Annotated in this window: 17 protein-coding genes; 7 read left to right on the forward strand and 10 right to left on the reverse strand. The window is 56.6% G+C overall.

Annotated elements, in window-relative coordinates:
• The first annotated feature begins 161 nt into the window (after positions 1–161).
• Positions 162–1,475, forward strand: a complete 1,314-nt coding sequence (locus DC3_RS17310; protein WP_146886508.1) for a hypothetical protein — start codon at positions 162–164, stop codon at positions 1,473–1,475.
• A gap of 46 nt (positions 1,476–1,521) precedes the next feature.
• Here DC3_RS17310 and mutM read toward each other — a convergent pair whose 3' ends face one another.
• Positions 1,522–2,310, reverse strand: coding sequence for a bifunctional DNA-formamidopyrimidine glycosylase/DNA-(apurinic or apyrimidinic site) lyase (gene mutM, locus DC3_RS17315; protein ID WP_146886509.1), 789 nt, complete (start codon positions 2,308–2,310; stop codon positions 1,522–1,524).
• Between the two features lie 283 nt (positions 2,311–2,593).
• On the opposite strand from mutM, the gene DC3_RS17320 reads away from it, so the two are divergent.
• The 3 genes from DC3_RS17320 to DC3_RS17325 all read left to right on the forward strand — a co-directional run bounded on the left by DC3_RS17320 (position 2,594) and on the right by DC3_RS17325 (position 4,826).
• Positions 2,594–3,772: a MalY/PatB family protein gene (locus tag DC3_RS17320; protein ID WP_146886511.1), complete on the forward strand. Its 1,179-nt coding sequence runs from the start codon at positions 2,594–2,596 to the stop codon at positions 3,770–3,772.
• Between the two features lie 83 nt (positions 3,773–3,855).
• On the forward strand, positions 3,856–3,993 hold the full coding sequence (locus DC3_RS29230) for a hypothetical protein (RefSeq protein WP_186816097.1): 138 nt from the start codon (positions 3,856–3,858) through the stop codon (positions 3,991–3,993).
• A gap of 80 nt (positions 3,994–4,073) precedes the next feature.
• Positions 4,074–4,826: a hypothetical protein gene (locus DC3_RS17325; protein ID WP_146886513.1), complete on the forward strand. Its 753-nt coding sequence runs from the start codon at positions 4,074–4,076 to the stop codon at positions 4,824–4,826.
• A 51-nt stretch (positions 4,827–4,877) separates the two neighbouring features.
• On the opposite strand, the gene ispG is transcribed toward DC3_RS17325, so the two are convergent.
• Positions 4,878–6,098, reverse strand: a complete 1,221-nt coding sequence (ispG, locus tag DC3_RS17330; RefSeq protein WP_146886515.1) for a flavodoxin-dependent (E)-4-hydroxy-3-methylbut-2-enyl-diphosphate synthase — start codon at positions 6,096–6,098, stop codon at positions 4,878–4,880.
• A gap of 130 nt (positions 6,099–6,228) precedes the next feature.
• On the opposite strand from ispG, the gene DC3_RS17335 reads away from it, so the two are divergent.
• Together DC3_RS17335 and DC3_RS17340 are read left to right on the forward strand one after the other, a co-directional pair.
• Complete coding sequence (locus DC3_RS17335; protein WP_146886517.1) at positions 6,229–7,002, forward strand: PIG-L deacetylase family protein; 774 nt, start codon at positions 6,229–6,231, stop codon at positions 7,000–7,002.
• Between the two features lie 54 nt (positions 7,003–7,056).
• The gene (locus DC3_RS17340; protein ID WP_146886519.1) at positions 7,057–7,551 is read left to right on the forward strand and encodes a GNAT family N-acetyltransferase; all 495 of its coding nucleotides are present in this window, start codon (positions 7,057–7,059) and stop codon (positions 7,549–7,551) included.
• Here the strand turns inward: DC3_RS17340 and cynS are convergent.
• The 6 genes from cynS to aroE form a co-directional block, all read right to left on the reverse strand.
• Positions 7,536–7,979 carry a cyanase gene (gene cynS / locus DC3_RS17345; RefSeq protein WP_146886521.1) on the reverse strand — a complete coding sequence of 148 codons (444 nt, stop codon included), beginning with the start codon at positions 7,977–7,979 and terminating at the stop codon, positions 7,536–7,538. The genes DC3_RS17340 and cynS overlap by 16 nt on opposite strands.
• Before the next feature lie 161 nt (positions 7,980–8,140).
• Positions 8,141–9,733 (reverse strand): ABC-F family ATP-binding cassette domain-containing protein, encoded by a 1,593-nt coding sequence (locus DC3_RS17350; protein WP_146886522.1) that lies wholly within the window; start codon positions 9,731–9,733, stop codon positions 8,141–8,143.
• Between the two features lie 324 nt (positions 9,734–10,057).
• Positions 10,058–13,132: an EAL domain-containing protein gene (locus DC3_RS17355; protein WP_146886524.1), complete on the reverse strand. Its 3,075-nt coding sequence runs from the start codon at positions 13,130–13,132 to the stop codon at positions 10,058–10,060.
• Positions 13,133–13,306: 174 nt separating this feature from the next.
• The gene (locus DC3_RS17360; protein ID WP_146886526.1) at positions 13,307–16,483 is read right to left on the reverse strand and encodes a DEAD/DEAH box helicase; all 3,177 of its coding nucleotides are present in this window, start codon (positions 16,481–16,483) and stop codon (positions 13,307–13,309) included.
• A 167-nt stretch (positions 16,484–16,650) separates the two neighbouring features.
• Positions 16,651–17,385 carry an SDR family oxidoreductase gene (locus tag DC3_RS17365; protein WP_146886528.1) on the reverse strand — a complete coding sequence of 245 codons (735 nt, stop codon included), beginning with the start codon at positions 17,383–17,385 and terminating at the stop codon, positions 16,651–16,653.
• A gap of 160 nt (positions 17,386–17,545) precedes the next feature.
• Positions 17,546–18,358, reverse strand: a complete 813-nt coding sequence (gene aroE / locus DC3_RS17370; RefSeq protein ID WP_246130710.1) for a shikimate dehydrogenase — start codon at positions 18,356–18,358, stop codon at positions 17,546–17,548.
• A gap of 249 nt (positions 18,359–18,607) precedes the next feature.
• Between aroE and DC3_RS17375 the strand changes: the two genes are divergently transcribed.
• The gene (locus DC3_RS17375) at positions 18,608–21,145 is read left to right on the forward strand and encodes a transglycosylase domain-containing protein (RefSeq protein WP_246130712.1); all 2,538 of its coding nucleotides are present in this window, start codon (positions 18,608–18,610) and stop codon (positions 21,143–21,145) included.
• A gap of 54 nt (positions 21,146–21,199) precedes the next feature.
• Here the strand turns inward: DC3_RS17375 and DC3_RS17380 are convergent, their stop codons facing one another.
• Together DC3_RS17380 and pdxH are read right to left on the reverse strand one after the other, a co-directional pair.
• The gene (locus tag DC3_RS17380; protein ID WP_146886532.1) at positions 21,200–21,430 is read right to left on the reverse strand and encodes a hypothetical protein; all 231 of its coding nucleotides are present in this window, start codon (positions 21,428–21,430) and stop codon (positions 21,200–21,202) included.
• A gap of 61 nt (positions 21,431–21,491) precedes the next feature.
• Positions 21,492–22,124: a pyridoxamine 5'-phosphate oxidase gene (gene pdxH / locus DC3_RS17385; protein ID WP_146886534.1), complete on the reverse strand. Its 633-nt coding sequence runs from the start codon at positions 22,122–22,124 to the stop codon at positions 21,492–21,494.
• Positions 22,125–22,166 lie beyond the last annotated feature (42 nt).

The following is a 22,166-nucleotide window of genomic DNA, read 5'->3' on the forward strand; positions in this document are numbered from 1 at the left end:
ACAGAAACACAAATATAAATTCGTAAAGTGATCAAAACCCTCAAAAAAATCATTTACCGCTATTGACCATCTGCTGTCGAATGGTTTAACCTTTGACCAATCAACAAAACCCATGCATGACCCCCTGTGGGTCAAATCCTCATGTTGACTGAAGGAGCACCATGATGCGAAAAACCTCTCTTTCACTGGCCACCTCTTCTCTGCTGCTGTCTCTGGTTCTGGGAGCCTGCAACCAGTCCCCCCGCCTCTCCTCACCAGAAGTCTCCCAGCAAGCCATGACTTCTGCATCGGATGATGCCATGGTGTGGCTGAATTCCCAGTACCGCACCAACGGGACCTCCAGCTGTGTGGACAGCTACCAGGATGACAAAGACATCGCCTACACTTACGACATGGCGCTTGCCGTGCATGCCTACCTGCTCAAAAATGATCAGGGGAAAGCCAAAAACATTCTGGATTCCTTCAAAGCCAGACAGCTCTCGGATTTCAGCGACACCAGCCAGTGGGATGGAGGTTCGTGGTACGCGGCCTACCACTGCAACACTGGGAGCACAAGCTGGACTCCTTTTCATGAAGAGAAATTCACGGACGTGGGACCCACAGCCTGGGTGGCCCTGGCAGCCATTGCCTACCGCAAGAAATACAATGATGCCGCCTACGACGACATGATCATTCGGGCTGCAGAATACATGAGCCGCAATCAATGGAAAACCCAGTGGGGCGGAGATGGCGGTGTGAATTTTGCCTCCAACCGCCTGCAGACCGTCTCTTCCACCGAACACAATCTGGACGCCTTTGCAATCTTCAAGAACATCCAGCTGATTCCTGCCCTGAACACCCTGGCAAACCAGCGGCTGACCGGAGACTTCTCGGTGGGCACCAGCCTGGGCAATGCAGATCACTTTTTGCGCAACCAGGTGTGGAACAGTGCCGAGCTGCGCCTGAATGGCGGACGGGGCGACACCAAATTCCCCACAGACATGCTTTCCTGGGGTGCACCTGCATTCGGGCCTTACAACGACAACCTGTATTACTCCGTGGTCAGGCACATTGTGGAGAACACCAACCCCAGCCACCAGAACGCATTTAACGTCAACGGATATGGCACACAATACGCTGTGGACTTCATCGCCAGAACCTCGGACAAGGACAGCTGGTTTGAAGGCACCGGACAGATGATCGTGGCGCTGAAAATGGCTTCGAAGTTCTACCGCAGCAAGGGATGGAGCAGCGCAGCCATCGACAGCAAGATGAACACCTACCTGAATGCCATGAAAAACGTTCAGGCTTATACCAAGGCCAACGGGTACAACGGCATGGGCAGTTACAATGGCGGTCTTCCCTATTCCTGGAACGGAACCAACAACACCTATTTCACCATGTTGAAAAACCCCAGTGTTGCTGCCACCACCTGGCTGATCTTTGCCGAAGCAGGGTACAATTCCTTCTACCCAGACTTTGTGAATTTCTACTGAGCTCTTCCAGAAAAGAGGCTTCCAGCTGGAAGCCTCTTTTCTGGTTTCAGAGTTGCTGACACCTTGGACAGAAGTGGGTGCCCCGCTGGGCCAGCCAGTACTTTTCCAGTGGCGTGTCGCACCTCTGGCAGGCCTTTCCCTCTCTGGCATAGGCCACATGGTCAAACTGGAAATAGCCAGGGTTGCCATCAAGTTGCCCATAGGTTCCATCCGACAACGTGCTCCCTCCAGCCTGCACAGCCCTGCCAATCACGTCCCGAATGGCATGGTACAGACGGGTGGATTGCTCCTGCGTCAGGTTCACTGCTTCAGGGTGGATCTGGGCATGCCACAGGGCCTCATCCACATAGATGTTCCCGAGGCCTGCCACAGGTTTCTGGGAGAGCAGATACGGCTTCACCTTTCCACAGGCAGCCATGTCCTGAACAAAATCCTCAAGCCTGAAATCATCACTGAGGGGCTCCGGTCCCATGTCTTGCAGGGTCGGCATGGTGGCATATTCCCCTTTTGGGATCACTTGCCATTTGCCAAACTTGCGGGAATCCTGAAAGTACACGGTGCCCTTTGCGGTTTTTACAGTGACACGGGTGTGCTTGCCCTCATCCAGTCGAAACCCTCCGGTCATCCCGAGGTGAACGATCAATTCCAGGGGTTCCTCGAAACGGGCAATGATGTATTTCCCTCTGCGGGACAGTTCGGTGATGCGTTTCCCAACCACATTGCTGAGGTCAGTGTAACGGTGGTTGTTCTCATGGTCGATGGACTCGATCACCTGTCCAAGCAGGAAAGGCTCAATCAGGCGACGGGTGGTTTCCACTTCTGGCAACTCTGGCATAACATGAATATATTACGCTAAAAACATATTCAGAATTGCAATCTGGTTTTCAGGGACGCCAGAACCCCAGAAATACAATTCGCTTCCTGGCTCTGCTACGCGCCTGGAGGACGGCCTCCTTCTTGACGCAAAGAGGTGCTTGCGGGGCGGAAAGCCAAGCACAGCGTCGCTTCGCGCTGAGCCGCTTTGCTCAAGCAGACCTGGCTTCAACCCAGGTCTGCTGAAAGCAGTAATCACTGAACTTGCAGATTTGAAGCCAGCTTCTGGCCGTTATACTCGTTCAATGAAAGAGATTTTTGATGCCATCACCCCTGAGACTTGCAGACGGTATCCCGGATCGAAGTGGCAGACCCATCCTGAAAGTGTTCTGCCGCTGTGGGTGGCAGACATGGATTTTCCCATTGCATCAGAAATTCAACAGGCCATCATCGAACGTGTCAACACGGGATTTGTGGGGTATCCCATGCATGGAGGGGGTCCCGAACTTCATCTGGCCCTTCAGAAAAGACTGCAGGAGCGTTTTCAGTGGCACATCGAACCTGCAGATGTGCTCATTGTGCCCAGTCTGGGCCGTGCCCTCCACACCTGCATTGCTGCAGCCAGTCGGCCTGGAGAGGGGGTCATCACCCAGACACCCGTATACCACCGCTTCTTGATTGGGATTCGGGAAACAGGGCGCACCACGCTTGAAAATCCCATGGTTTTTTCCGAACAGGGCTGGGAACTGGACTTTGATCACCTTGAAACCCTGGTCACTCCAGACACCCGGGTCCTGATGCTGTGCAACCCCCAGAACCCCACCGGGCGGGTCTGGGCCAGGCCCGAACTCGACCGTCTTGCCGCATTTGTTCTGAAACACAACCTTTTTGTGGTTTCTGATGAACTGCATGCAGATGTGAATTACGGCTCACACCACACCGTTTTTGCCAGCCTGAGCCCTGAACTTGAGCAGCGAACCTTCACCCTTTATGGCCCCGGAAAAACGTTCAATCTGGCCGGTTTGGGACTGGGATTCGTGATTTCCCGCAATCCTGCACTGCTGCAGAAATACAGAGAGGTGCTCCTGGGCACGCTTCCCGAACCCAATGTGCTCTCTTCTGCTGCTGTCCTTGCTGCATACACCCAGGCTGAGCACTGGGAAAGTGAAGTTCTGGCTTACCTGCAGGCGAACCGGGACCACCTGATGGCAAGGCTTTCCGCAGAACTCCCTGATGTGCGCTGGGCTCCGCTGGAAGCGACCTACACGCTGCTGCTGAACCTCAGGGCCTATCCTTTTGCCCGTGAAGCCCAGAAGGTGTTGCTCGGAGAAGGACTGGCGTTCAATGATGGGGCCAGCTTCGGAAAAGACTTCTGGGGATACGTGCGCATCAACTTTGCCACCAGCAGACAGATCCTCGATCAGGCAGTGAACCGACTGGTGCACATTCTGCAGAAACATCAGGCCACTGCCGCAATTCAGTGACCCAGCAGCGGCCTTTCAGCAGCACTCAATCTGTTTCATGATTCCTGCGAGGCCATCTCATTTCCAGAGCGCAAAAAGAAAGTATGGAATACCTCGTGCTGCTTTTTCTGCTGTTGCCTCTGGCCAACCTGCTGGTGGAGCATTTTGAGAAACCAGCACCCCAGGCCGATCCACAAAGCCCCAGACGTTTCGGTTCACCTCAGGCCGTGGAATCCGATTGAGGGAGGATGTTCAGGCCACAAAACCCAGACTGCAAGAAAGGAGGCCGAATCTTCCGGCCTCATCTGTTATCACTGTTGCTATGTCAGACCCGACCCGAAACAAGAGCATGGTGCCTGCGGTGCTTGGGATGGGAGGGGTGGTGGTGCTCAGCGCCCTGGCCATCGTCTACATGGGCAAACCCTCAGCAAAAACAGCCCAGACCCGTGACTGGACCCCGGAAAAAGTCTTGCAGACCTTGCAGGTGAAACCCGTCAAAACGGCAGGGGATGCGCCCCGTTGCAGCCTCATTCCGGATGATCCCGGAGTGGAGGTTCTGAAAAACCTGAACACCAATGGACATTCCAGCACCCAGCTCAGTGTCCTGATGGATGCTGCCCTGCCCCTGCAGCAGCTTTCAGGCCGCCTGATCAAAAGTGGGCAGTTTGAAACCCTCTCCAGCCATGCCAATGCAGAAACCCGTGGAGGGCCACGCAGCCGGTATCTGGTTTCTACGGACAAAAGCCGCAGGGTCATCATGCTCCAGCAACAGGCCCGCTGTCTGACGGTGGTTGCCCTGGCCGCAGGAACGGCGCTTGAAGATGTTGCTGCCGCACAGGTGAAGTTCTCCCCTGAGGAGGTGCCACCACTGGTGACTTCAGAACCCACCGATCCGTCCACTCCGGCCTTGCCTGCAGAGGTTCAAGATCCACAGGGAACACCCACAGACCTTCAGGGACCTGGTGTGGCTGGACCTGAACCCACAGGCCAGACTGCAGAAATGGGCACAGATGCCCAACCTGAGGGAACAGACAGCCCTGCCCCTGAGGTTTCTGGCAGTGATGCTGGAGAATGAAAACCAGAAGGCCATGCCGTGGAAGTGCATGGCCTCTGGTTGGCTCTGGGGTCAGGAAACAATTGCACCGTAAGTCTTCTGGACGTAGGCTTCGAGCAGGGCCTGGAATTCTTCCACGATGCGAGGACCTTTCAGGGTGGTCAGGAGTTTGCCGTCCTGATAAACAGGAGCTCTGGGGTCCTCTCCGGTTCCCGGAAGGGATATCCCGATGTTGGCGTGTTTGGATTCGCCAGGGCCATTCACTATGCAGCCCATCACAGCAACCTGCATGGTTTCCACACCCGGGAGGGTCTTCTTCCATTCGGGCATGCGCTCTTTGATGTAACCCTGGATGTCCCGGGCCATCTCCTGAAAGAGGGTGCTGGTGGTGCGTCCACATCCTGGGCAGGCGGTCACCTGAGGCAAGAACTGGCGAAGCCCGAGGCTCTGCAGGATCTGCTGGGCCACTTCCACTTCCTTCTTGCGGGGTGCACCGGGCTCTGGAGTGATGGACACACGGATGGTGTCCCCAATGCCCTCTGCCAGCAGCACAGAAAGTCCTGCAGTGGAAGCCACCACACCCTTGTCTCCCATTCCTGCTTCGGTGAGACCGAGGTGGAGGGGATAATCGCATTTTGCAGCCAGCAGTCGGTACACCTGCCAGAGTTCCGGGGCACTGGACACCTTGGCCGAGATGATGATTCTGTCGTGCTTCAGACCCAGGCTTTCAGCATAGTGGGCACTTTCCAGAGCAGAGACAATCATGGCGTCGATCATCACGTCTGTGCCACTGCGGGGCTCGGGCAGTTTGACGTTCTCGTCCATCATGCGAGCGAGCACCGACTGGTCCAGGCTGCCCCAGTTCACCCCGATGCGCACGGGTTTGTCGAAGTCTTTTGCGACCTCAATCATGGTGGCGAAGTTCTCGTCGTGCCTGTCCCCCACTCCGACGTTGCCAGGGTTGATGCGGTACTTGGCCAGCAGTTCTGCGGTTTTCGGGAATTCCCTCAGGAGGATGTGCCCGTTGTAATGGAAATCTCCCACCAGAGGCACCCTGATGCCAATGTCCTCCAGACGCTGGACGATTTCTGGAACGGCAGCAGCACTCTGCTTGTTGTTGACGGTGATGCGGACCACTTCACTGCCCGCGTTGTAAAGCTGGGCCACCTGAATGGCGGTGGCCTCGGCATCTGCAGTGTCGGTGTTGGTCATGCTCTGGACCACAATCGGATGGTCTGAACCCACCCACACCCCACCCACATTCACATTGACGGTCTTGCGACGCTTGATCATACAGGCACATTGTACTCTCGGCGGGTGAGGGGATTGGGGTGGTGGAGCACGGAACCCATTCCAGCAGAGGCCACACATCCGCAGGGGGCAAATCCGCTACACTCACCTTCAAGATGCACTGGAGTTGCCCATGAACAGACCTGCAAACCGACGTTCCCGACGCCCTATCCTGGTTCTGGCTGTCCTGGCCGTCATCGCAGGCATCCTGTACCTGATCTTCCGAAACCTTCTCACTGTTCCACCTGAAGAGGCCGTGTCCAGGGGAAAAGAACTGCTGCAGAAGAAAACTGTTCTGGCTGTGGTGGCCCACCCCGATGATCTGGAGTGGTACATCGGCGGGACCTTGCACAGGCTTGCCCAGGCAGGTGCCAATGTGCAGGTGGTGGTGGCATCTTCTGGCGAGAAAGGCCCCAACCGATTCGATGCACCCAACCTGCCCGGGGTCCGGGAGCAGGAGCAATCCGCAGCAGGAAAAATCAATGGTTACACCCGAATCCATTTCTTGCGTCTGCCGGACCGTGGTGTGGCAAAAGATCCCCGTTTTGTCCCTGAAGTCACCCGCATCTTCAATGAGGTGCGTCCTGATGCTGTTTTTGTCTTTGATCCAGATTACCCTTCCCTGCCTTATCTGCATGCAGACCATCAGGGTTCAGCACGGCTGTTTCTGGGTTTCTGGAACACGCTGGGGGCGGATCGGCCTCCGGTTTACCTGTTCCAGACCCGCAGGCCAGATGTGGCTGTAGACATCAGTGATGCCATTGAAACCAAAGCTCTGGCTCTTTCACAGCACCGCAGCCAGTACGGAAACCGCGACCCCAATGGTGGGCGCATGCTGGAGGTTTTCCGTTCCGAAGGTTCACGGGTGGGTGTGGAATTTGCAGAGCTTTTCAGGCTGCTTCGCTGAGGGTACGCCGTTTCACCGATCCACAGGGGTGCAAATGCAGGTTAAATTGTGCCCATGCAAATCCGACCATTCCAGCCAGAAGACACCCAGGGCATTGTTCAACTGATCCTTCCGATCCAGACCGAAGAATTTGGCATTCCCATCACGCTGGAGGACCAGCCTGACCTGCTGGACATCCAGAATTTCTACCAGCAAGGGCAAGGGAACTTCTGGGTGGCAGTGCAGGATGGCCAGGTGGTGGGCACCATCTCATTGCTCGACATCGGCAACAATCAGGGGGCATTGAGAAAGATGTTCGTGCATCCCGACTTCCGGGGAAAGCCTTTTGGTACCGCCCAGAAGTTGCTTGAGGTCCTGCTGTCCTGGGCCAGAGAAAAAGGCATGAAAGAGGTGCTTCTGGGAACCACCGCAAAGTATCTGGCTGCCCACAGGTTCTACGAGAAAAATGGTTTTGTGCAGATGGAAGCTGAGGATCTTCCTGCAAACTTTCCCAGAATGCAGGTGGACACCCGTTTCTACCGGATCAGCCCTGATCAGTACATTTTATAAGGCAGGAATTTGCCATTCAGTACGATTTTGACCCGGTCTCCTCTGGGGTCCTCTTCTCTGGAGATGTCCATTGAGAAGTCAATGGCGCTCATGATGCCATCTCCAAATTCCTCATGAATCAGGGCCTTGATGGTGGTGCCATACACCTGAATCAGCTCATAAAACCGGTAGATCAGGGGATCTGTGGGAACAGCCGTGGGAAGTGATCCTTTGTATGGAACGGTCTGCAGGGTCTGGATGGCTTCTGCAGGAAGGTTCAGTCGTGCCCCCACTTGCTCTGCCTGCTCTTTTGAAAGGGTCATCTGACCGAGCAGGGCAGCTGTGCTCCACTCTTTGCTCTGTCCCAGGGTTTCTGCCAGGGCACTCCAGCTGAGGTTTTCACGGGCTTTGGCATTCAGGATCATCTGGGTGACTTCTTCACGAATCATGTTCCCTCCCTTATGGTTGGGAATTCTAGCAGGTTTCTGCATTTTTATACATAGCAAAATGCAGCGTCGGATCTTGCCATGGTAAAAAAAGCTGGATGGACCCGAAAAGAGGGTCCATCCAGCCAGATTCCTGATGCATTTTTGTTCATCGGCCCAGTGGCTTACCTTTCCAGAAGCTCAAACCCCTGGTGTTGCAAACTCAGGGTGTGGGTGGCAACAGTCTCCACCATTCGCTGGTCATGGCTGGCAAACAGCATCCCTCCGCCAAATGCAAGCAGAAAGTCCTCCAGGGCTTCGATGCTCTGGATGTCCAGGTGGTTGGTGGGCTCATCAAGCAACAACAGATGGGCATCGGTGACGCTCAGGCAGGCCAGGGACAGCCGGGTTCTCTCCCCTCCCGAGAGGGCCTGAACCTCCATCTGGGGATCTCTTGGCAAGTCCAGGTGGCCCAGGATGGCGTACACTTCTGCAAGTTTCAGTTTCGGGTTGCTGAACAGCAGGGCGTCCAGCAGGGTTCGGTGGGGCAGCAGTTCTTCGTGGTGCTGACCGCAGGCATAGACTTTCACAGGCCCGCCAATTTGCACTGCAGGGTCCCCTGACCTGAGGGCCGCAATCAGGGTGCTCTTGCCACTGCCGTTCTCACCAAGCAGGGCCACACGCATGCCTTTTTTCAGCACCAGATGAATGTCACGGGTGCAGAAGGTGTCGAGTCCTTCCAGGCGCAGCAGGTCGTTCGGGTACTGGGTGGGCAGGGACTCCGGGATGATCAGCTGCTGGCGGTCCTGATAGGGTTTATCAGGCATCTGATCCCGCATGCGCTCCACCCTTCTTTCCAGGGCTTTTGCCTGCTTGTCGGCCTGGTTTCCGGCATGCTCGGCCTTGTTTTTTGCCAGGATCAGGGCCTGGTTGCCGGCCCGCTTGTGGTTGAAGGTGTTGCTGGACCGGGCAGAGCTTTTCAGGGAATGCACCTCCTGGGTGAGGGCTTCGAGTTTGCGGCTCTGGGACTGGTAATCCCGCATCTGAGCGGCTTCCAGTTCTTTTTTATGCTGCAAGGCCCGGCTGTACCCTCCCGTAAATCCTTCAATGGAACCCCGTTCCAGAAAGAGGGTCCGGGTGGCCACCTCATCCATGAAAGCCCGGTCGTGGGAAGCAAAGAGCATGGTTGCAGGGCTCTGGCGCACCCACTCGACCAGTGCAGCTTTGCCCTGAACGTCCAGGTGGTTGGTGGGTTCGTCCAGCAGGTAGAGGTCGGCAGGTTCCAGCATCACCCGTGCCATCATCACCCGGCGGATCTGGCCTCCAGAAAGCTGGCTGAGGAGTTGGCGCTCTGGAAGACCAAGTTCGGAGAGCAACTGCTCCATGCGCTGGTTGAAATCCCAGCCGCCCAGTTCCCTGAAAACCTCCTCTGCCCTGGCGTACCGGGCCAGGTGGTCTTCGGTGGGATCAGACAGCAACTGCTCTGCAACTTCCAGGTTTTCTCTGGCTTGCTGCAGGGTTGGAGGGGTCAGGTAATCGCTGAGGGTGATGTGCAGGTCGGGAGGCAATTGCTGCACAACAGCCACCCGCCCGGTGGTCTGCACTTTTCCAGCATCTGGCGTGAGTTCACCAGAAATGAGTTTCAGCAAAGTGCTCTTTCCAGAGCCATTTTTTCCGACCAGAGCGACTTTCTGGTGCGGTTCGATTTCGAGGTCGACCTGGTCAAACAGTTTTTTGAGTCCCAGAAAATGGGACATGGCCGTGATGAGAATAGACACAGCAACTCCTTTCAAAAGTTGAAATTTGAAGGGGTCACTCGTCTCTCATGTCACGTCCTGTTCTGAATGAAGGGAAAACGACCTCAGGAAGCCTGATCGGGTCAGTACTCAAGGTAGCAGAGGTCGGCTTGAATTGCACTAGTGGGAAAGGCGTAGGGAGCGGTCAGCGGTCAGCCATCAGCAAAAGATGATCCCGTGCTTTCCTGAAAGCCAGAAGTCTGGGAATGCTTGCAAGTCCCACACACTGGTTCCACTCTGGTTAAACTTCGATCCAACGGCAGGGGTTTTGCTGACCGCTGACCGCTGAAACCTGACGGCTGTGGGCTACTCCAGAATGGGATTCACCTTCAGAAAATCCAGCAGTTGCGCCTCCTGCAAGGGCCGGGCCAGCAGGAAGCCCTGAACACCGTCGCAATTGAGCTTGCGGAGCCAGTCGTGCTGGGTTTTCTCCTCCACACCTTCGGCAACCACCATCAGACCCAGGCTGTGCCCGAGGGCAATGACGGCACGGGTGACGGCCTGCCCCCTCTGGTCCACCACCAGGTTCTGCATGAAGGAGCGGTCCACTTTCAGGCGGTCCAGGGGAAGCCGCTGCAGGTAGGTGAGACTGGAGTATCCGGTGCCGAAGTCATCCAGGGACACCGTGACCCCCAGGGCACTGAGTTCACCAAGCAGGTCAATGGCAGTGTCCAGGTTGCTCATCAGGAGGCTTTCGGTGACCTCCAGATCCAGGTATCGGGGCTCCATTCCGGTTTCTTTGAGGGTCTGGGCCACTGCATCCACCAGCGCACGGCTGCGGAAGTGGATGTCGCTGAGGTTCACCGACACCGGAAGTTTGCCGATGCCCAGGCTTTCCATGCGCTGGTTCATCGAGCAGGCTTCTTTCAACACCCAGCGGGTGATGTCCTCAATGATGCCCATTTCTTCAGCGATGGGAATGAAACGTGATGGGGGCACCTCTCCAAGCTCCGGGGATGACCACCTGAGGAGTGCTTCCACCCCCATCACCCGGCCTGTCTGCAGGTCCATGATGGGCTGGTAGTGCAGGCGCAACTCTTTGCGCACCAGCACGGACCTGAGGGCGGTTTCAATGCGCAGGCGGTCCATGGCCCTCAGGCGCATGTCTTCGGTGAAAAAGGAGAATTGATTGCGGCCTGAACGCTTGGCATGATAGAGCGCAGTGTCGGCATGCTTGCGCAGCAGGTCAAAACTTGAGGCGTCTTCGGGGTACAGGCTGATGCCAATGGAGTGGGCCGCAATCAGTTCATGGCCATCGATCTGAAAGGGGGCAATGGAGTCCTCAAGCAACCTCTGGGCCACTTCGGAAGCTTCCTGCACAGAGGTGTCCGGAACCACCACAATGAATTCATCTCCGCTCTGGCGGGCCACCAGACCTTTGGCGGGAAGGCTCTGGCGGATGCGCCTTGCCACCTGAATCAGCAGTTTGTCTCCAGCAGCATGGCCCAGCGAGTCGTTGACGTTCTTGAAGTTGTCCATGTCCATGTACAGGAAAGCCAGTTGCGTGCCTTCCTGATCGGCCTGCTTCAACAGCTGGATCACGGTGTTCTCGATGGAGATGCGGTTGGGCAGTCCGGTCAGGGCATCAAAATAGGCCAGATTGCGAATCTTGGCCTCAGAGGCTTCCCTTTCCAGCACGATGCGCACCAGATCCACGCAGGTGTCGATCATGCGGCGCTGGAAGGCACTCGGAGCCTTCGGCTGCCTGTAATAGATGGCAAAAGTTGCAAGCACCGTCCCATTCCGGTCCAGTACGGGATTGGACCAGCAGGCCCTCAGGTGGTGCTCGCGGGCCAGCTCACGGTAATGCTCCCACAGCAGGTCCGTTTCGATGTCGGCAACAATCACCGTTCTCCCCAGGTGGGCCGAAGTTCCACAAGAACCCGCCTGAGGACCCGAGTGAAGTCCATTGACTTTCGACACAAAGGACTCCGGGAGGCTTGGGGCAGCCAGATGCCAGAGGGTGTGGTCTGCTACGTTGTACCTCAGAACCGAGCAGAGGGCTCCGGGGTTGATGTCCTCAATCATGGAACACAGGCCATTCAGGATTTCACGGGTGTTCTCAGAGCGGGCAGTCAGGTACAGGATGTGTTGCTGCACGGCATTCAGCTGCTCGATCTGCTTGCGCTCCGAGGTGTCCCGGACAATTGCAAGGACCTTTTCACCTGTGTACGGCACAAAACGGGCCTCAAAATACCGGCGCTCTGAATACTGGTCCAGTGCATATTCGAGAATCTCAGGCTCTCCGTAAAGCTGAACGGCCTGGATGGCCTCCATGAAAAGCTGTGCCAGATGGAAAGGAAACACTTCCGTTGGGGTGAGGCCCAGAAAATGCGCAGGAAAGCCGTGCAGGTCCCGCTCGTCCTGCAGGCTGTAATCCACAAAACGGCCTTCCCGGTCAATCACCAGCATCAGGTCAGGCAGGGCCCTGAGCACCGCACGGGTGCGCAGTTCGGTGTCCTTGATGCGCTGGGCAGCCTGGGCATTCCAGGCCTCCTCCTGTTCCAGACGGTTCTGCTGCTCTGCAACCTTCAATTCAAGTCTGGCATTGAGGTCCCGGAATCTGCGTTCATCGTCTTTCCGTCCGGTGATGTCCTGTGCGGTCAAAAGCACCCGAGCAAGCCCTGAGCTCTCCTCTCGAATCGGGAGGAAGGTGAATTCAAACCAGCGCGGGTGAGGACCTTCAATCTTGGATTCTGTGACGCTGGTTTCACCATCCAGCGCTTTCTGAAAATGTTTGAGGAAAGCCCCATTGATGTGATCGGGAACGTAATAAAACAGATCGGTGCCCAGTTCCAGGGGTTTGCTGGAGAGCAAGGCCAGGGCCTGCTGGGCATAGGTGTTGAACACCAGGAGCCTGCGGTACTGGTCGAGCAGCACGAAAGCCTGCTTGGTGTTGTCCACCACCGCTTTGAGGTTGGCTTCAGAATGGATCAGGGCCATCTGGGCATCTTTGATGGGCTGGATGTCCTGCACCACAGCAATCATGGTGCCCTGGTCTCCGAGGGTCATTTTGAGGTTGTACACCGAAAGCACACCCCAGACCACCCGGCCATCTTTGCGCACATAGCGTTTCTCGATGGTGAAGTGGTCTCGCTGTCCAGAAACGAGCGCCTCATACAGATCGGCATTTTCGGGAATGCTGGAAGGGTGGGACACGTCTTCCCACCTTTTGCCTTTCAGTTCATCTTCGGGGTAGCCCAGAAAATCACAGAAACGCTGGTTGGCGCGCACCAGGCGCTGGTCATGGTCCAGCACCACGATGCCCAGGGCGGATTGTGCAAAGTTGAGCTCCAGAAAGCGAGCGGCACTTTCAAGTTCTCCCACGCGGTTTCTCAGCAGGTTGATTTCCTGGTGGGAATCCGTAAATTGCTCTGCCATACAGTGACCTCAACTCACATGTCAAACAAGGGGAACGCCGGGTGGCGGTGGAACAGCAAGGGTTGACCACTTTCAGTGTATGCCATAAATCTAACGGAATTCTCACTGTTATTTGACCAGGTTCAAAGAAAAGCCCCAGCCATACAGACTGGAGCACCGTCACCCGTCCGCAGTTCATCCAAAATAGGTGAGAACATCCATGAGAACCCGGGGGTAGTCGTCTGGTTTGAGGCCCTTCTTCTCGATTTTCACACTGGGTGGAAACTGGGCCACCTCGGTCCTGTGGGGAAACCGCTTCAGGGAGGCTGCATCAAAGTCCAGTCCCTTGTAACTGAAACTGACCACCAGATGGGTGATGTTCTCGGAGATGCTCAGGACCCGCTTGTTCAGGGCAATGATGCGCAGTTTTGCCAGATCCAGGAAGTGCTGCACTTCGGTGGGCGGCACGCCAAAGCGTTTGCGGAAGTCTTTCTCGACCCTCGAAATGGCAGGAAGGGTGGTGGCCTCGGAGAGCATCCCGTAAGCCTGAATGCGGGCAGATTCATCTCCGAAGTACTCTGCAGTCAGGCGGGCATCCACAGGCAGGTCAATGCTGATCTGGGTGGGTTCAGGCAGCACATCCCCCTTGAGTCTGGCCACAGCTTCCGCAAGCAGTTCAGTGTACACCTCAATGCTGACCGCCTGGATCTGCCCGTGCTGCTCACTGCCCAGAATGTTTCCGACCCCACGGATCTCCATGTCCTTCTCGGCAAGCCTGTGGCCTGAACCCAGGTCCTGCAGGTCTGCAATGGCCCAGAGCCTTCGGCTGGCATTTCCGGTCAGTCTTGGGGGGTAGAACATGTAAGCGTAGGCTTCACGGCTTCTGCGTCCCACACGACCCCGAAGCTGATAAAGCTGGGCCAGGCCCAGGCGGTCTGCACGCTCAATCAGGATGGTGTTGGCTTCAGGGATGTCCAGCCCTGTCTCCACGATGGTGGTGGAGAGCAGGACATCAAAAGCCCCCTCTTCAAAACCCAGCATGATCTCTTCAAGCTGCTCTTCGTCCATGCGTCCGTGCGCCACCGCGACCCGCGCTTCTGGCACGATGTTTTTCAGGTAAAGCGCCCTGGCTCCAATGGAAGCGATGCGGTCATGGATGTAAAAGACCTTGCCTCCCCGTTCCAGCTCACTGATGATCGCATGGCGAACCACCGTCGGATCATAGGGGCTCAGGATGGTCTGGATGGGTTTGCGCCCCTTGGGTGGGGTCTGAATGCTGGACATGTCCCTCAGGCCCACCATGCTCATGTAGAGCGTTCTGGGAATCGGGGTGGCCGACATTGAGAGCACATCAATGGACACCTGATTTTTCAGTTCTGCCATCGCATCTTTCACTGCGGTGTTGGTGGAAGGCTGGTCCTGCTTTCTGGGACGCCCCCTGCGGCGTGGAGTGGTGTCTGCAGGTGCAGCCGTTTCAGGCTCGGGAATCCCCTCGAGCTTGCCGAATGCTTTCAGGGCCTTGAGTTTTTCTTTCTGCAGAACCCCAAAGCGGTGCTCCTCGTCGATGATGATCAAACCCAGATTTTTGAATTCGATGTCTTCGGAAAGCAGCCGATGCGTCCCGATGATGATGTCCACCGAGCCTGCTTTGAGGCCTTCCATGATGCTTCTGGACTGTGCAGGTGTGGTGAAACGGCTGAGGCCTTCAATGCGCACAGGCAGATCCCTGAATCTGCCGTTGAATGTGCTTGCGTGCTGCTCGGCAAGCAGGGTGGTCGGAACCAGCACCGCCACCTGTTTGCCGTGACCGACCACCCGGTGGGCAGCCCGGATGGCCACTTCCGTCTTCCCGAAGCCCACATCCCCCGAGATCAGGCGGTCCATCGGGTAGGTCTTCTCCAGGTCGTTCAGGGTCTCCCTGAGGGCCCGTTTCTGGTCGAAGGTCAGTTCATACTCGAAGTTCTTCTCAATCAGGGGGTCCCAGTCTTCCAGCGGTGTGAAAGCGTAACCCGGGGTCACCTGCCTCGCTGCGTATTGCACCAGCAGCTTTGCAGCAAGGGCTTCTGCACTCTGGCGGGCCTTCTCCTTGGCTTTCTGCCATTCCTGTTTTTCCAGCCTGCTGAGGCTCGGGGGATCATCGGTGGTGCCGGGATGGCGTCGCATGATCGGCAGAAGCTCAATGGGCAGGTAGATTTTCGCTCCTGCCCCATATTGCAGGTGCAGGTAATCCCGCTTGACCCCCAGAACCTCCCGCGTCTCAATTCCCAGAAACTGTCCGATGCCGTGCTCAGGATGGATCAGGTAGTCCCCGACCTGCAGTCCCAGTGCATCTGTAACAGGCTTTCCTGAAAGGCGCTTGGAGCGAAGGGCAGATCCACCCTGAAAACCATAGAGCAGGTCCTCCGTCACCACCACGGTGTTCTGGTCTGGAATCTCGAATCCACCCTCACCAATGCCCACCAGGAAACTGGCCTGACCGGGCACCATCACCGGGTTTTTCACCCACTTGATGTTGAGGCCCGAAAGCAGTTTGTCCTGCAGGTATTTTCCGGTCCGCTCGTGCCGCAGGAGCACCAGAACCTGCTGTTCCTGTTCCAGCCACCGTTCCAGATCCCGGGCAAATTTGGTGAGCTGCGCCCGGTAGAAAGGCAGGGTTTTCACAGGGGAAACAATGTCCGGGAGTTCTATGGGCGTGCGGCCAAAAGACACCACATCTCTGGGCATGAGGAGTTGCCAGAGCTGCGGGGTGTTGGGTTCCAGCACACTGCTGTAGAGCTCCGGTGCATCCAGAAAGACCCGGTACTCCGAAAGCAGTTCCAGACGGGTGGCATCCCATTTGCTCGGGGGCAGAAAGCCTTCCGCAGGAGGCACAATAAAAGAACGCAGTTTCTGACCTTCACCGTCTCTGAGGGTGTCCAGTTCGTCTCCGAAGAACTCTGCCCGGATGACCCTCTCCCCACCCAGATGAATGGTGAGGGTGTCCCCTTTCACGGTGTAGCCAGGTTCCTCCTCACGCTGGTAACCCAGCGAAATCAGACGGTCAAAGAGCGCATCTCTGGGGTAGTCCTTCCCGATCTGCAGGGCAATGGTCAGGCTTTCCGGGTCCCTCGGAAACAGGTCCAGCGCCGTCGAGACATCCAGAACCACCCTGTCGCCCTTGATGGCCCACTCCGGAATCCCCGGATTGAACGAAACCTCCGCCCCCCACAGGTCCAGTGTCTGGTAAACCGCGAGCCTCTCTGGCGTGGTCAGCAGGACCGCTTTCCCTTCATGGGCTGAAAACAGAAGCTGTCGGGCCACCTGCGGCACACCCTGCACGGTACCCGGTTGAGAGGGGGGAATCAGTTCTCGTAGACGCGTCACGGGGGTTATTGTACCCCTGCGGTGGGTCTTTACGCCAAAGCACTTAATACAAAGCGGTCAGCTTTCAGCAGTCAGCCCTCAGCCCAAAGAAGCAAAAGCTTGTGGCTGCCCATTGGCATTTGCAGTGGCCTCTGCACAACAACCTGCTGACCGCTGAAAGCTGATGGCTGATCGCTCTAAATGCACACCCCTCCATCCACCAGTATGCTCTGTCCTGTCACATAAGCCGCCCCTGGTGAAGCGAGATAGGCAACGGCAGAGGCCACTTCTTCAGGAAGGCCCACCCTCCTTGCAGGAATGCGGGCAGCAATGCGTTCCAGATCTTCAGGGGTGGGGTGAAGCTGCTCCAGACGCTCTGTCAGGGTGTAACCGGGAGCCACTGCATTGGCAGTGATGCCATAAGGGGCCACTTCCAGAGCCAGGGTCTTCAGGTAATTCTCAACCCCTGCCCTGAGTGTGTTGCTGACCGTGATGTTGGGAACAGGCCGGGTCACACTCAGGCTGGTGATGGCGATGATGCGGCCCCACTTCTCCCCCATCATGTGGGGCAGTACCCCCTGCGCCAGACGGATGGTGCTCATCAGGGTCAGCTCGAATCCAGCAAGCCAGCCTTCCTCGGTGACCTGACTGGGCATTCCGGGTTTCGGTCCTCCAGCATTGCTGACCAGAACATCCACTGCACCTGCCTGGGAAAGCACCTGATCCACACCTTCCTGAGAACCAATGTCTGCCACAATGAACTGGCTTCCAGGAATGCTCTCCTGGGCCTTCCTGAGGCTGTCTTCACTGCGGGACACCAGCGTCACCCGGGCTCCAAGTTCGGAAAGCAGTTTTGCAGATGCGAATCCAATGCCCTTGCTGGCTCCAGTCACCAGGGCGTGTTTTCCTGAAAGATCAAAAAGTTGATGCATGACCCCACTTTAACAGCCGACAGAGGGCGAGCCAGCGTCCAGCGCGAAACTGCGACTCAGCGCGAAGCGGGCCGCCCCGCAAGCGCGTAGTGGAGTCAAGAAGGCCGTCCAGTGAGCGCGTGGTCAAGACAAGACAGCGGCCCGCCCCTACATCTGCCATCTATTGCAACGTGTCCTTCACTGCATCAAACATCACAGAAGCAGGGACCGCCTGACCTGTCCAGCGTTCAAAAGCCAGTCTGGCCTGATGCACCAGCATGCCAATGCCTGTGACGGTGTTGTACCCATGTTCCTGGGCTTCGAGCAACAGTCGGGTGTAGAGCGGCTTGTACACCATGTCATAGACCGTTGCACCTGCCTGAAGCTCTGGAAAGGGCACCGTGAGGGGGGATTCCTGGGGGTTGCTGAGCCCTGCAGAGGAGGAATTCACCAGCAATCCCACCTCTTTGAAGGGAATCTCTTCCTGGGTGGCAAACACCCGGCCTTCCACCTGCATGCTCTCCAGCAGGTGTTCTGCCCGTGAGGGGGTGCGGTTCTGAATCCAGATGGTGAGTCCGGCCTGACTGAGGGCATGCACTGCAGCTCTGGCCGCTCCCCCTGCACCCAGAATCAGGGCGACCCCCTGGGGCTGATATCCCCCTTCCAGCAGGCTCTGGTAAAAACCGTCTGCATCGGTGTTGGTGCCCATCAGTTTTCCGTCTCTGCGCATCAGTGTGTTGACTGCACCAATGCGCTTTGCCACAGGCTCAATCTCATCCAGAAAGGGGATGACCGCTTCTTTGTGGGGCAGGCTGAGGTTGGCTCCGATCACTTCTGGTTCTTTCAGGCGCAAGAGGGCTTTCCCAAGGCAGGAAGGCTCGATGTCCACCGCCTGATAAACCCCGTCCATCCCAATCCACTGAAATGCAGCGTTGTGCATCCTTGGGGAGAGGGAGTGGGCTGCTGGATGGGCAAACAGAAATGCACGTTTCATGGTTAACACCATAACCTCTGTGCATGTGCATCCCACAAGGGTGTCTAGCAGGTTCTGCACCCATCAAGGACTGGTTCTCTTGTTTCCGGATTCTGGTGTGCCAGGGGCTCCACCGTGCAACAATCTCCAGGCTGTTGTTTATCAATCCTTGGTTTCTTTTCATCATTCTCGTTCTTTTTCAGAAAACGAATCCAGTAGACTGTGACCGTAACAGAATGGCCTGCTCCTTGCGGGCTTCCATGAGGTCCTATGTCGCCTGCGAAAAAGAATGTACGCCGCAAACCCAATAAACCAGCACCTCCCAGAAAACGCCTGACCCGTGCCCAGATGATTTTGCTGGCCACAGGTCTGGTGCTCCTGTTCCCCCTGTTTTTTGTGATCAAGTGGACCACGGAACTCCCCAATTACCGGGAACTGGAGCGCATCAAACTTGCAAGCAACACCAAAGTCTTTGACCGCAACCTGCAGTACCTCGGGACCCTTCCGGTCACCCTGCCCACCGGGGTGCGGATAGACCGGAACATCGTGCAGCTTGAGAACATCAGCCCTTACCTGTCGATGGCCATCATCACCAGTGAGGACCGCAGGTTCTTTCAGCATTACGGGGTGGATTTCATCGGTCTGGCCCGTGGCCTGATGAAGATCGTGCTCGGAAACCGCCTGGAGGGGGGATCGACCATCACCAACCAGGTGATCAAGAACACCCTGCTCTCGGAACTGAGCACCGGACGCACCCTGGAACGAAAATACAAAGAGTGGATTCTCAGCGTGCAGGTGGAGCGTTACTTCTCCAAGGATGAAATCCTCACCGACTACCTGAACCTGATCTACCTGGGGAGTGGCGGGTACACCGACCTGATTGGCGTGGACATGGCTGCAAGGGCCTACTTTGGAAAATCTGCCAAAAACCTGTCTCTGGCCGAGAGTGTGTACATCACCTCCCTGATTCCCAATGCGCGTCGCTACTTTGATTACCCCTCGTACCGTCCCCTGATGAAAAACATCCTGACCCGCATGGTGGAGGATGGCCGCATCACCCAGCAGGAAGCAGATCAGGCCTGGAAACAGCCCCTGCGTCCTGCTGGATGGCAGGTGCGTTACGACAGGGAAGGGAACCTGCTGGATGCCAAACTGGTGAACCGCGAAGCTAAGAACCTCAAGCCGAACCGCAACACTTTTGCCTCCCATTTCATGCAGCAACTCGAAAACCAGCTCAAAGGCCTGATTCCCAGCAGTGCCTTCACGGACCCGGGGGGCCTGAAGGTGTTCACCACCATGGACCAGCAGGCGCAGCAGGCCATCGAGCAGGCCTCTCGCAACGCCAGGGTTCCAGCAGGAGCCACCATGGGAGCAGCCATTGTGGACCCTTACTCTGGGGATGTGCGGGCGATGGTCGGTCAGAAACTTGACGTGTTCAGCCGGGAGTGGAACAACGCCGCCCAGTCGAAACGTCAGGTGGGGTCCAGCATCAAGCCCCTCCTGTATGCCACCGCCATTGAAAACGGTTACCAGCAGTACCACACTGAACTTGACGCACCTGTGAGCTTCAAATGTTCTGGATGCCCGGGTGGCGTGTACAGTCCCAAGAATTTCAGCATGACCTCCAGCGGAAGGGAAACCACATTGCGTGCCGCACTGGACCAGTCCCTGAACCTGCCCACTGTGCGCCTTGCGGATCGCATCGGCATCGACACCTTCAGGAACAAACTGCAGGACCTGGGGTTTGAAGTGCAGGGCAATGAAGGCCTCAGCCTGTCCATTGGGACCCTGGAATCGAACCCATTAAAGATGGCCCTGGTTTACGCCAGTTTTGTGAACGGGGGCAAACTGTTTCAGCCCAATTACGTGCTGAAGGTGGAAAACAGCCAGGGTCAGGTGCTTTATGACGCAGAGAACCACCGTTCTGGTGGCAAGCAGGTCTGGAAGCAGCAAACCGCATTCGTGATGTGGGACATGCTGCGTGGTGTGGTGTATGACCGCACCGGAGGCCTTGCCCGCAGCGCCCAGATCCCGGGCCGTCTGGTGGGGGGGAAAACCGGTACCACCAACGACGTGAAAGACCTGTGGTTTGTGGGACTCACACCTGAGCTTTCAGGCGCAGTCTGGGTGGGCAAAGAAGAAGGCGGAGCCATGCCCGAGAATTCCTACAGTGGGGTGATCGCTGCACCCATCTGGCGGGACATGATGGCCGGAGCCCTGAGAGGCAAACCCAACAAGAATGTGCCCCGTCCTCTGGGTGTGGCCTACGAATTGCACGCTGGATACCAGATGGCCGTGGTCAAAAACACCACGCCCCCCGAGGAAGAAAACACCCAGGTTGAGACCCCTCAATCCAAACCTGAAGAAAAAACCGATCAGACCACAGTAACAGCTCCAAAAACCGAAACCCCCGATCCAGCAACAGCAGATGACGGCACCATGCTGGTCATTCTGGACAGTGTGTCAGGGTATCTGGCAGATGCCTCCACTCCCCAGCAAAACCGCGTTGAGCGCCGGATTCGCAAAGAAGACCTGGACAAATTTGTCAAACCTGAAGAACCTGCAGCTGTGGTCACTGAAGAAGAGGCAACTCCACCTCCCTCCTCCACCCCAGAAACCCAGCCTGATGCGACTGTGGAAGAAGTCCCTCTGGGCGAATCCACAGAGACCACCGATCCTTCGGCTGTACCGGTTGATCCGAATGAAGATCCCACGGTCTATCCAGAAGATTCTGGCACGCAAGGCCTGCCTTCAGGACAGGCAGCGCCAGGCACGGATGGGACACCAGCAGATTCCAGTTTCCAGTGATGAGGACCAAAAGAGAAGCGCCATTGGGCGCTTCTCTTTTTTCAGGCTCTCTTTTCAGTCCAGAGACGCCAGTTTGCGTTCCAGTTCATCACCACAGGTGAGGCAGCTGAGTTCTGCATCTTCCAGGGTGGCCATGTCTCTCAGGGCATAGGCGGTGCCAATCACCACGGTCAGTTCACCCACCAGCGACTCCAGGCGGGGGTCGCCGGTCTGTTCCACATAGTAGGTCAATCGGTCCAGTGCTTCCAGTGCGCGAAAATAAACAGACTGCAGGGTAACTGCCATTCCCATAAAGTACTGTACGCCCGGGAAACGCAGCAAGGAAAGTGTTTATATCACACAAAGATCAGGGGGCCAGACGCTCGATCTTCCACTGACCATCTTGCAGGGTGAAGGCGAAACGGTCATGGAGGCGTGCAGGTCCTCCCTGCCAGAACTCAAAGTAATCGGGCACCAGACGGTATCCCCCCCAGTGTTCTGGGCGAGGCAGTTCTTCGGGGTGCTGCTGCTCGAGTTCTTCCATGCGGTCAAACAGAATGTCTTTGCTTTCAATGACCTCTGACTGTGGGCTGCTGGCAGCGGACAGCTGGCTGTCTCTGGGCCGCGACGCAAAATAGGCATCTGACTCTTCAGGACTGACTTTTTCGATGGTTCCCTCGATGCGCACCTGGCGTTCGAGTTCAGGCCACCAGAAACTCATGCAGGCCACAGGACGCGCGGCAATGTCCTGTCCTTTGCGGCTCAGGTAATTGGTGAAGAACACAAAACCTTCTGCATTGAAGCCACGCAGCAGCACCACCCGGTTGGTTGGGCGTCCATTGTCGCCCACCGTGCTGACGGTCATGCCGTTGGGCTCGGGAATCTTGGCATCAATGGCTTCGTGCAGCCAGGCATCAAACTGTTGAATGGGATCGGGGTTGACCTCGTTGAGACTGGCCAGGGTGTAGTCTTTGCGCAGGTCACGGATGGAGTCATTCATGGGCTCACCTCTTTTGCTGGAGCGTCTTGAAGCTTTTCCTCT

This window comes from Deinococcus cellulosilyticus NBRC 106333 = KACC 11606, assembly GCF_007990775.1.
Lineage (GTDB): Bacteria > Deinococcota > Deinococci > Deinococcales > Deinococcaceae > Deinococcus_C > Deinococcus_C cellulosilyticus.

Excerpts from the sequence above, each read along its gene's own strand:
- DC3_RS17310 (WP_146886508.1), top strand. The coding sequence starts at position 162 with ATGATGCGAAAAACCTCTCTTTCACTGGCCACCTCTTCTCTGCTGCTG.
- mutM (WP_146886509.1), bottom strand. The coding sequence starts at position 2,310 with ATGCCAGAGTTGCCAGAAGTGGAAACCACCCGTCGCCTGATTGAGCCT.
- DC3_RS17320 (WP_146886511.1), top strand. The coding sequence starts at position 2,594 with ATGAAAGAGATTTTTGATGCCATCACCCCTGAGACTTGCAGACGGTAT.
- DC3_RS29230 (WP_186816097.1), top strand. The coding sequence starts at position 3,856 with ATGGAATACCTCGTGCTGCTTTTTCTGCTGTTGCCTCTGGCCAACCTG.
- DC3_RS17325 (WP_146886513.1), top strand. The coding sequence starts at position 4,074 with ATGTCAGACCCGACCCGAAACAAGAGCATGGTGCCTGCGGTGCTTGGG.
- ispG (WP_146886515.1), bottom strand. The coding sequence starts at position 6,098 with ATGATCAAGCGTCGCAAGACCGTCAATGTGAATGTGGGTGGGGTGTGG.
- DC3_RS17335 (WP_146886517.1), top strand. The coding sequence starts at position 6,229 with ATGAACAGACCTGCAAACCGACGTTCCCGACGCCCTATCCTGGTTCTG.
- DC3_RS17340 (WP_146886519.1), top strand. The coding sequence starts at position 7,057 with ATGCAAATCCGACCATTCCAGCCAGAAGACACCCAGGGCATTGTTCAA.
- cynS (WP_146886521.1), bottom strand. The coding sequence starts at position 7,979 with ATGATTCGTGAAGAAGTCACCCAGATGATCCTGAATGCCAAAGCCCGT.
- DC3_RS17355 (WP_146886524.1), bottom strand. The coding sequence starts at position 13,132 with ATGGCAGAGCAATTTACGGATTCCCACCAGGAAATCAACCTGCTGAGA.
- DC3_RS17365 (WP_146886528.1), bottom strand. The coding sequence starts at position 17,385 with ATGCATCAACTTTTTGATCTTTCAGGAAAACACGCCCTGGTGACTGGA.
- aroE (WP_246130710.1), bottom strand. The coding sequence starts at position 18,358 with ATGAAACGTGCATTTCTGTTTGCCCATCCAGCAGCCCACTCCCTCTCC.
- DC3_RS17375 (WP_246130712.1), top strand. The coding sequence starts at position 18,608 with ATGTCGCCTGCGAAAAAGAATGTACGCCGCAAACCCAATAAACCAGCA.
- DC3_RS17380 (WP_146886532.1), bottom strand. The coding sequence starts at position 21,430 with ATGGCAGTTACCCTGCAGTCTGTTTATTTTCGCGCACTGGAAGCACTG.
- pdxH (WP_146886534.1), bottom strand. The coding sequence starts at position 22,124 with ATGAATGACTCCATCCGTGACCTGCGCAAAGACTACACCCTGGCCAGT.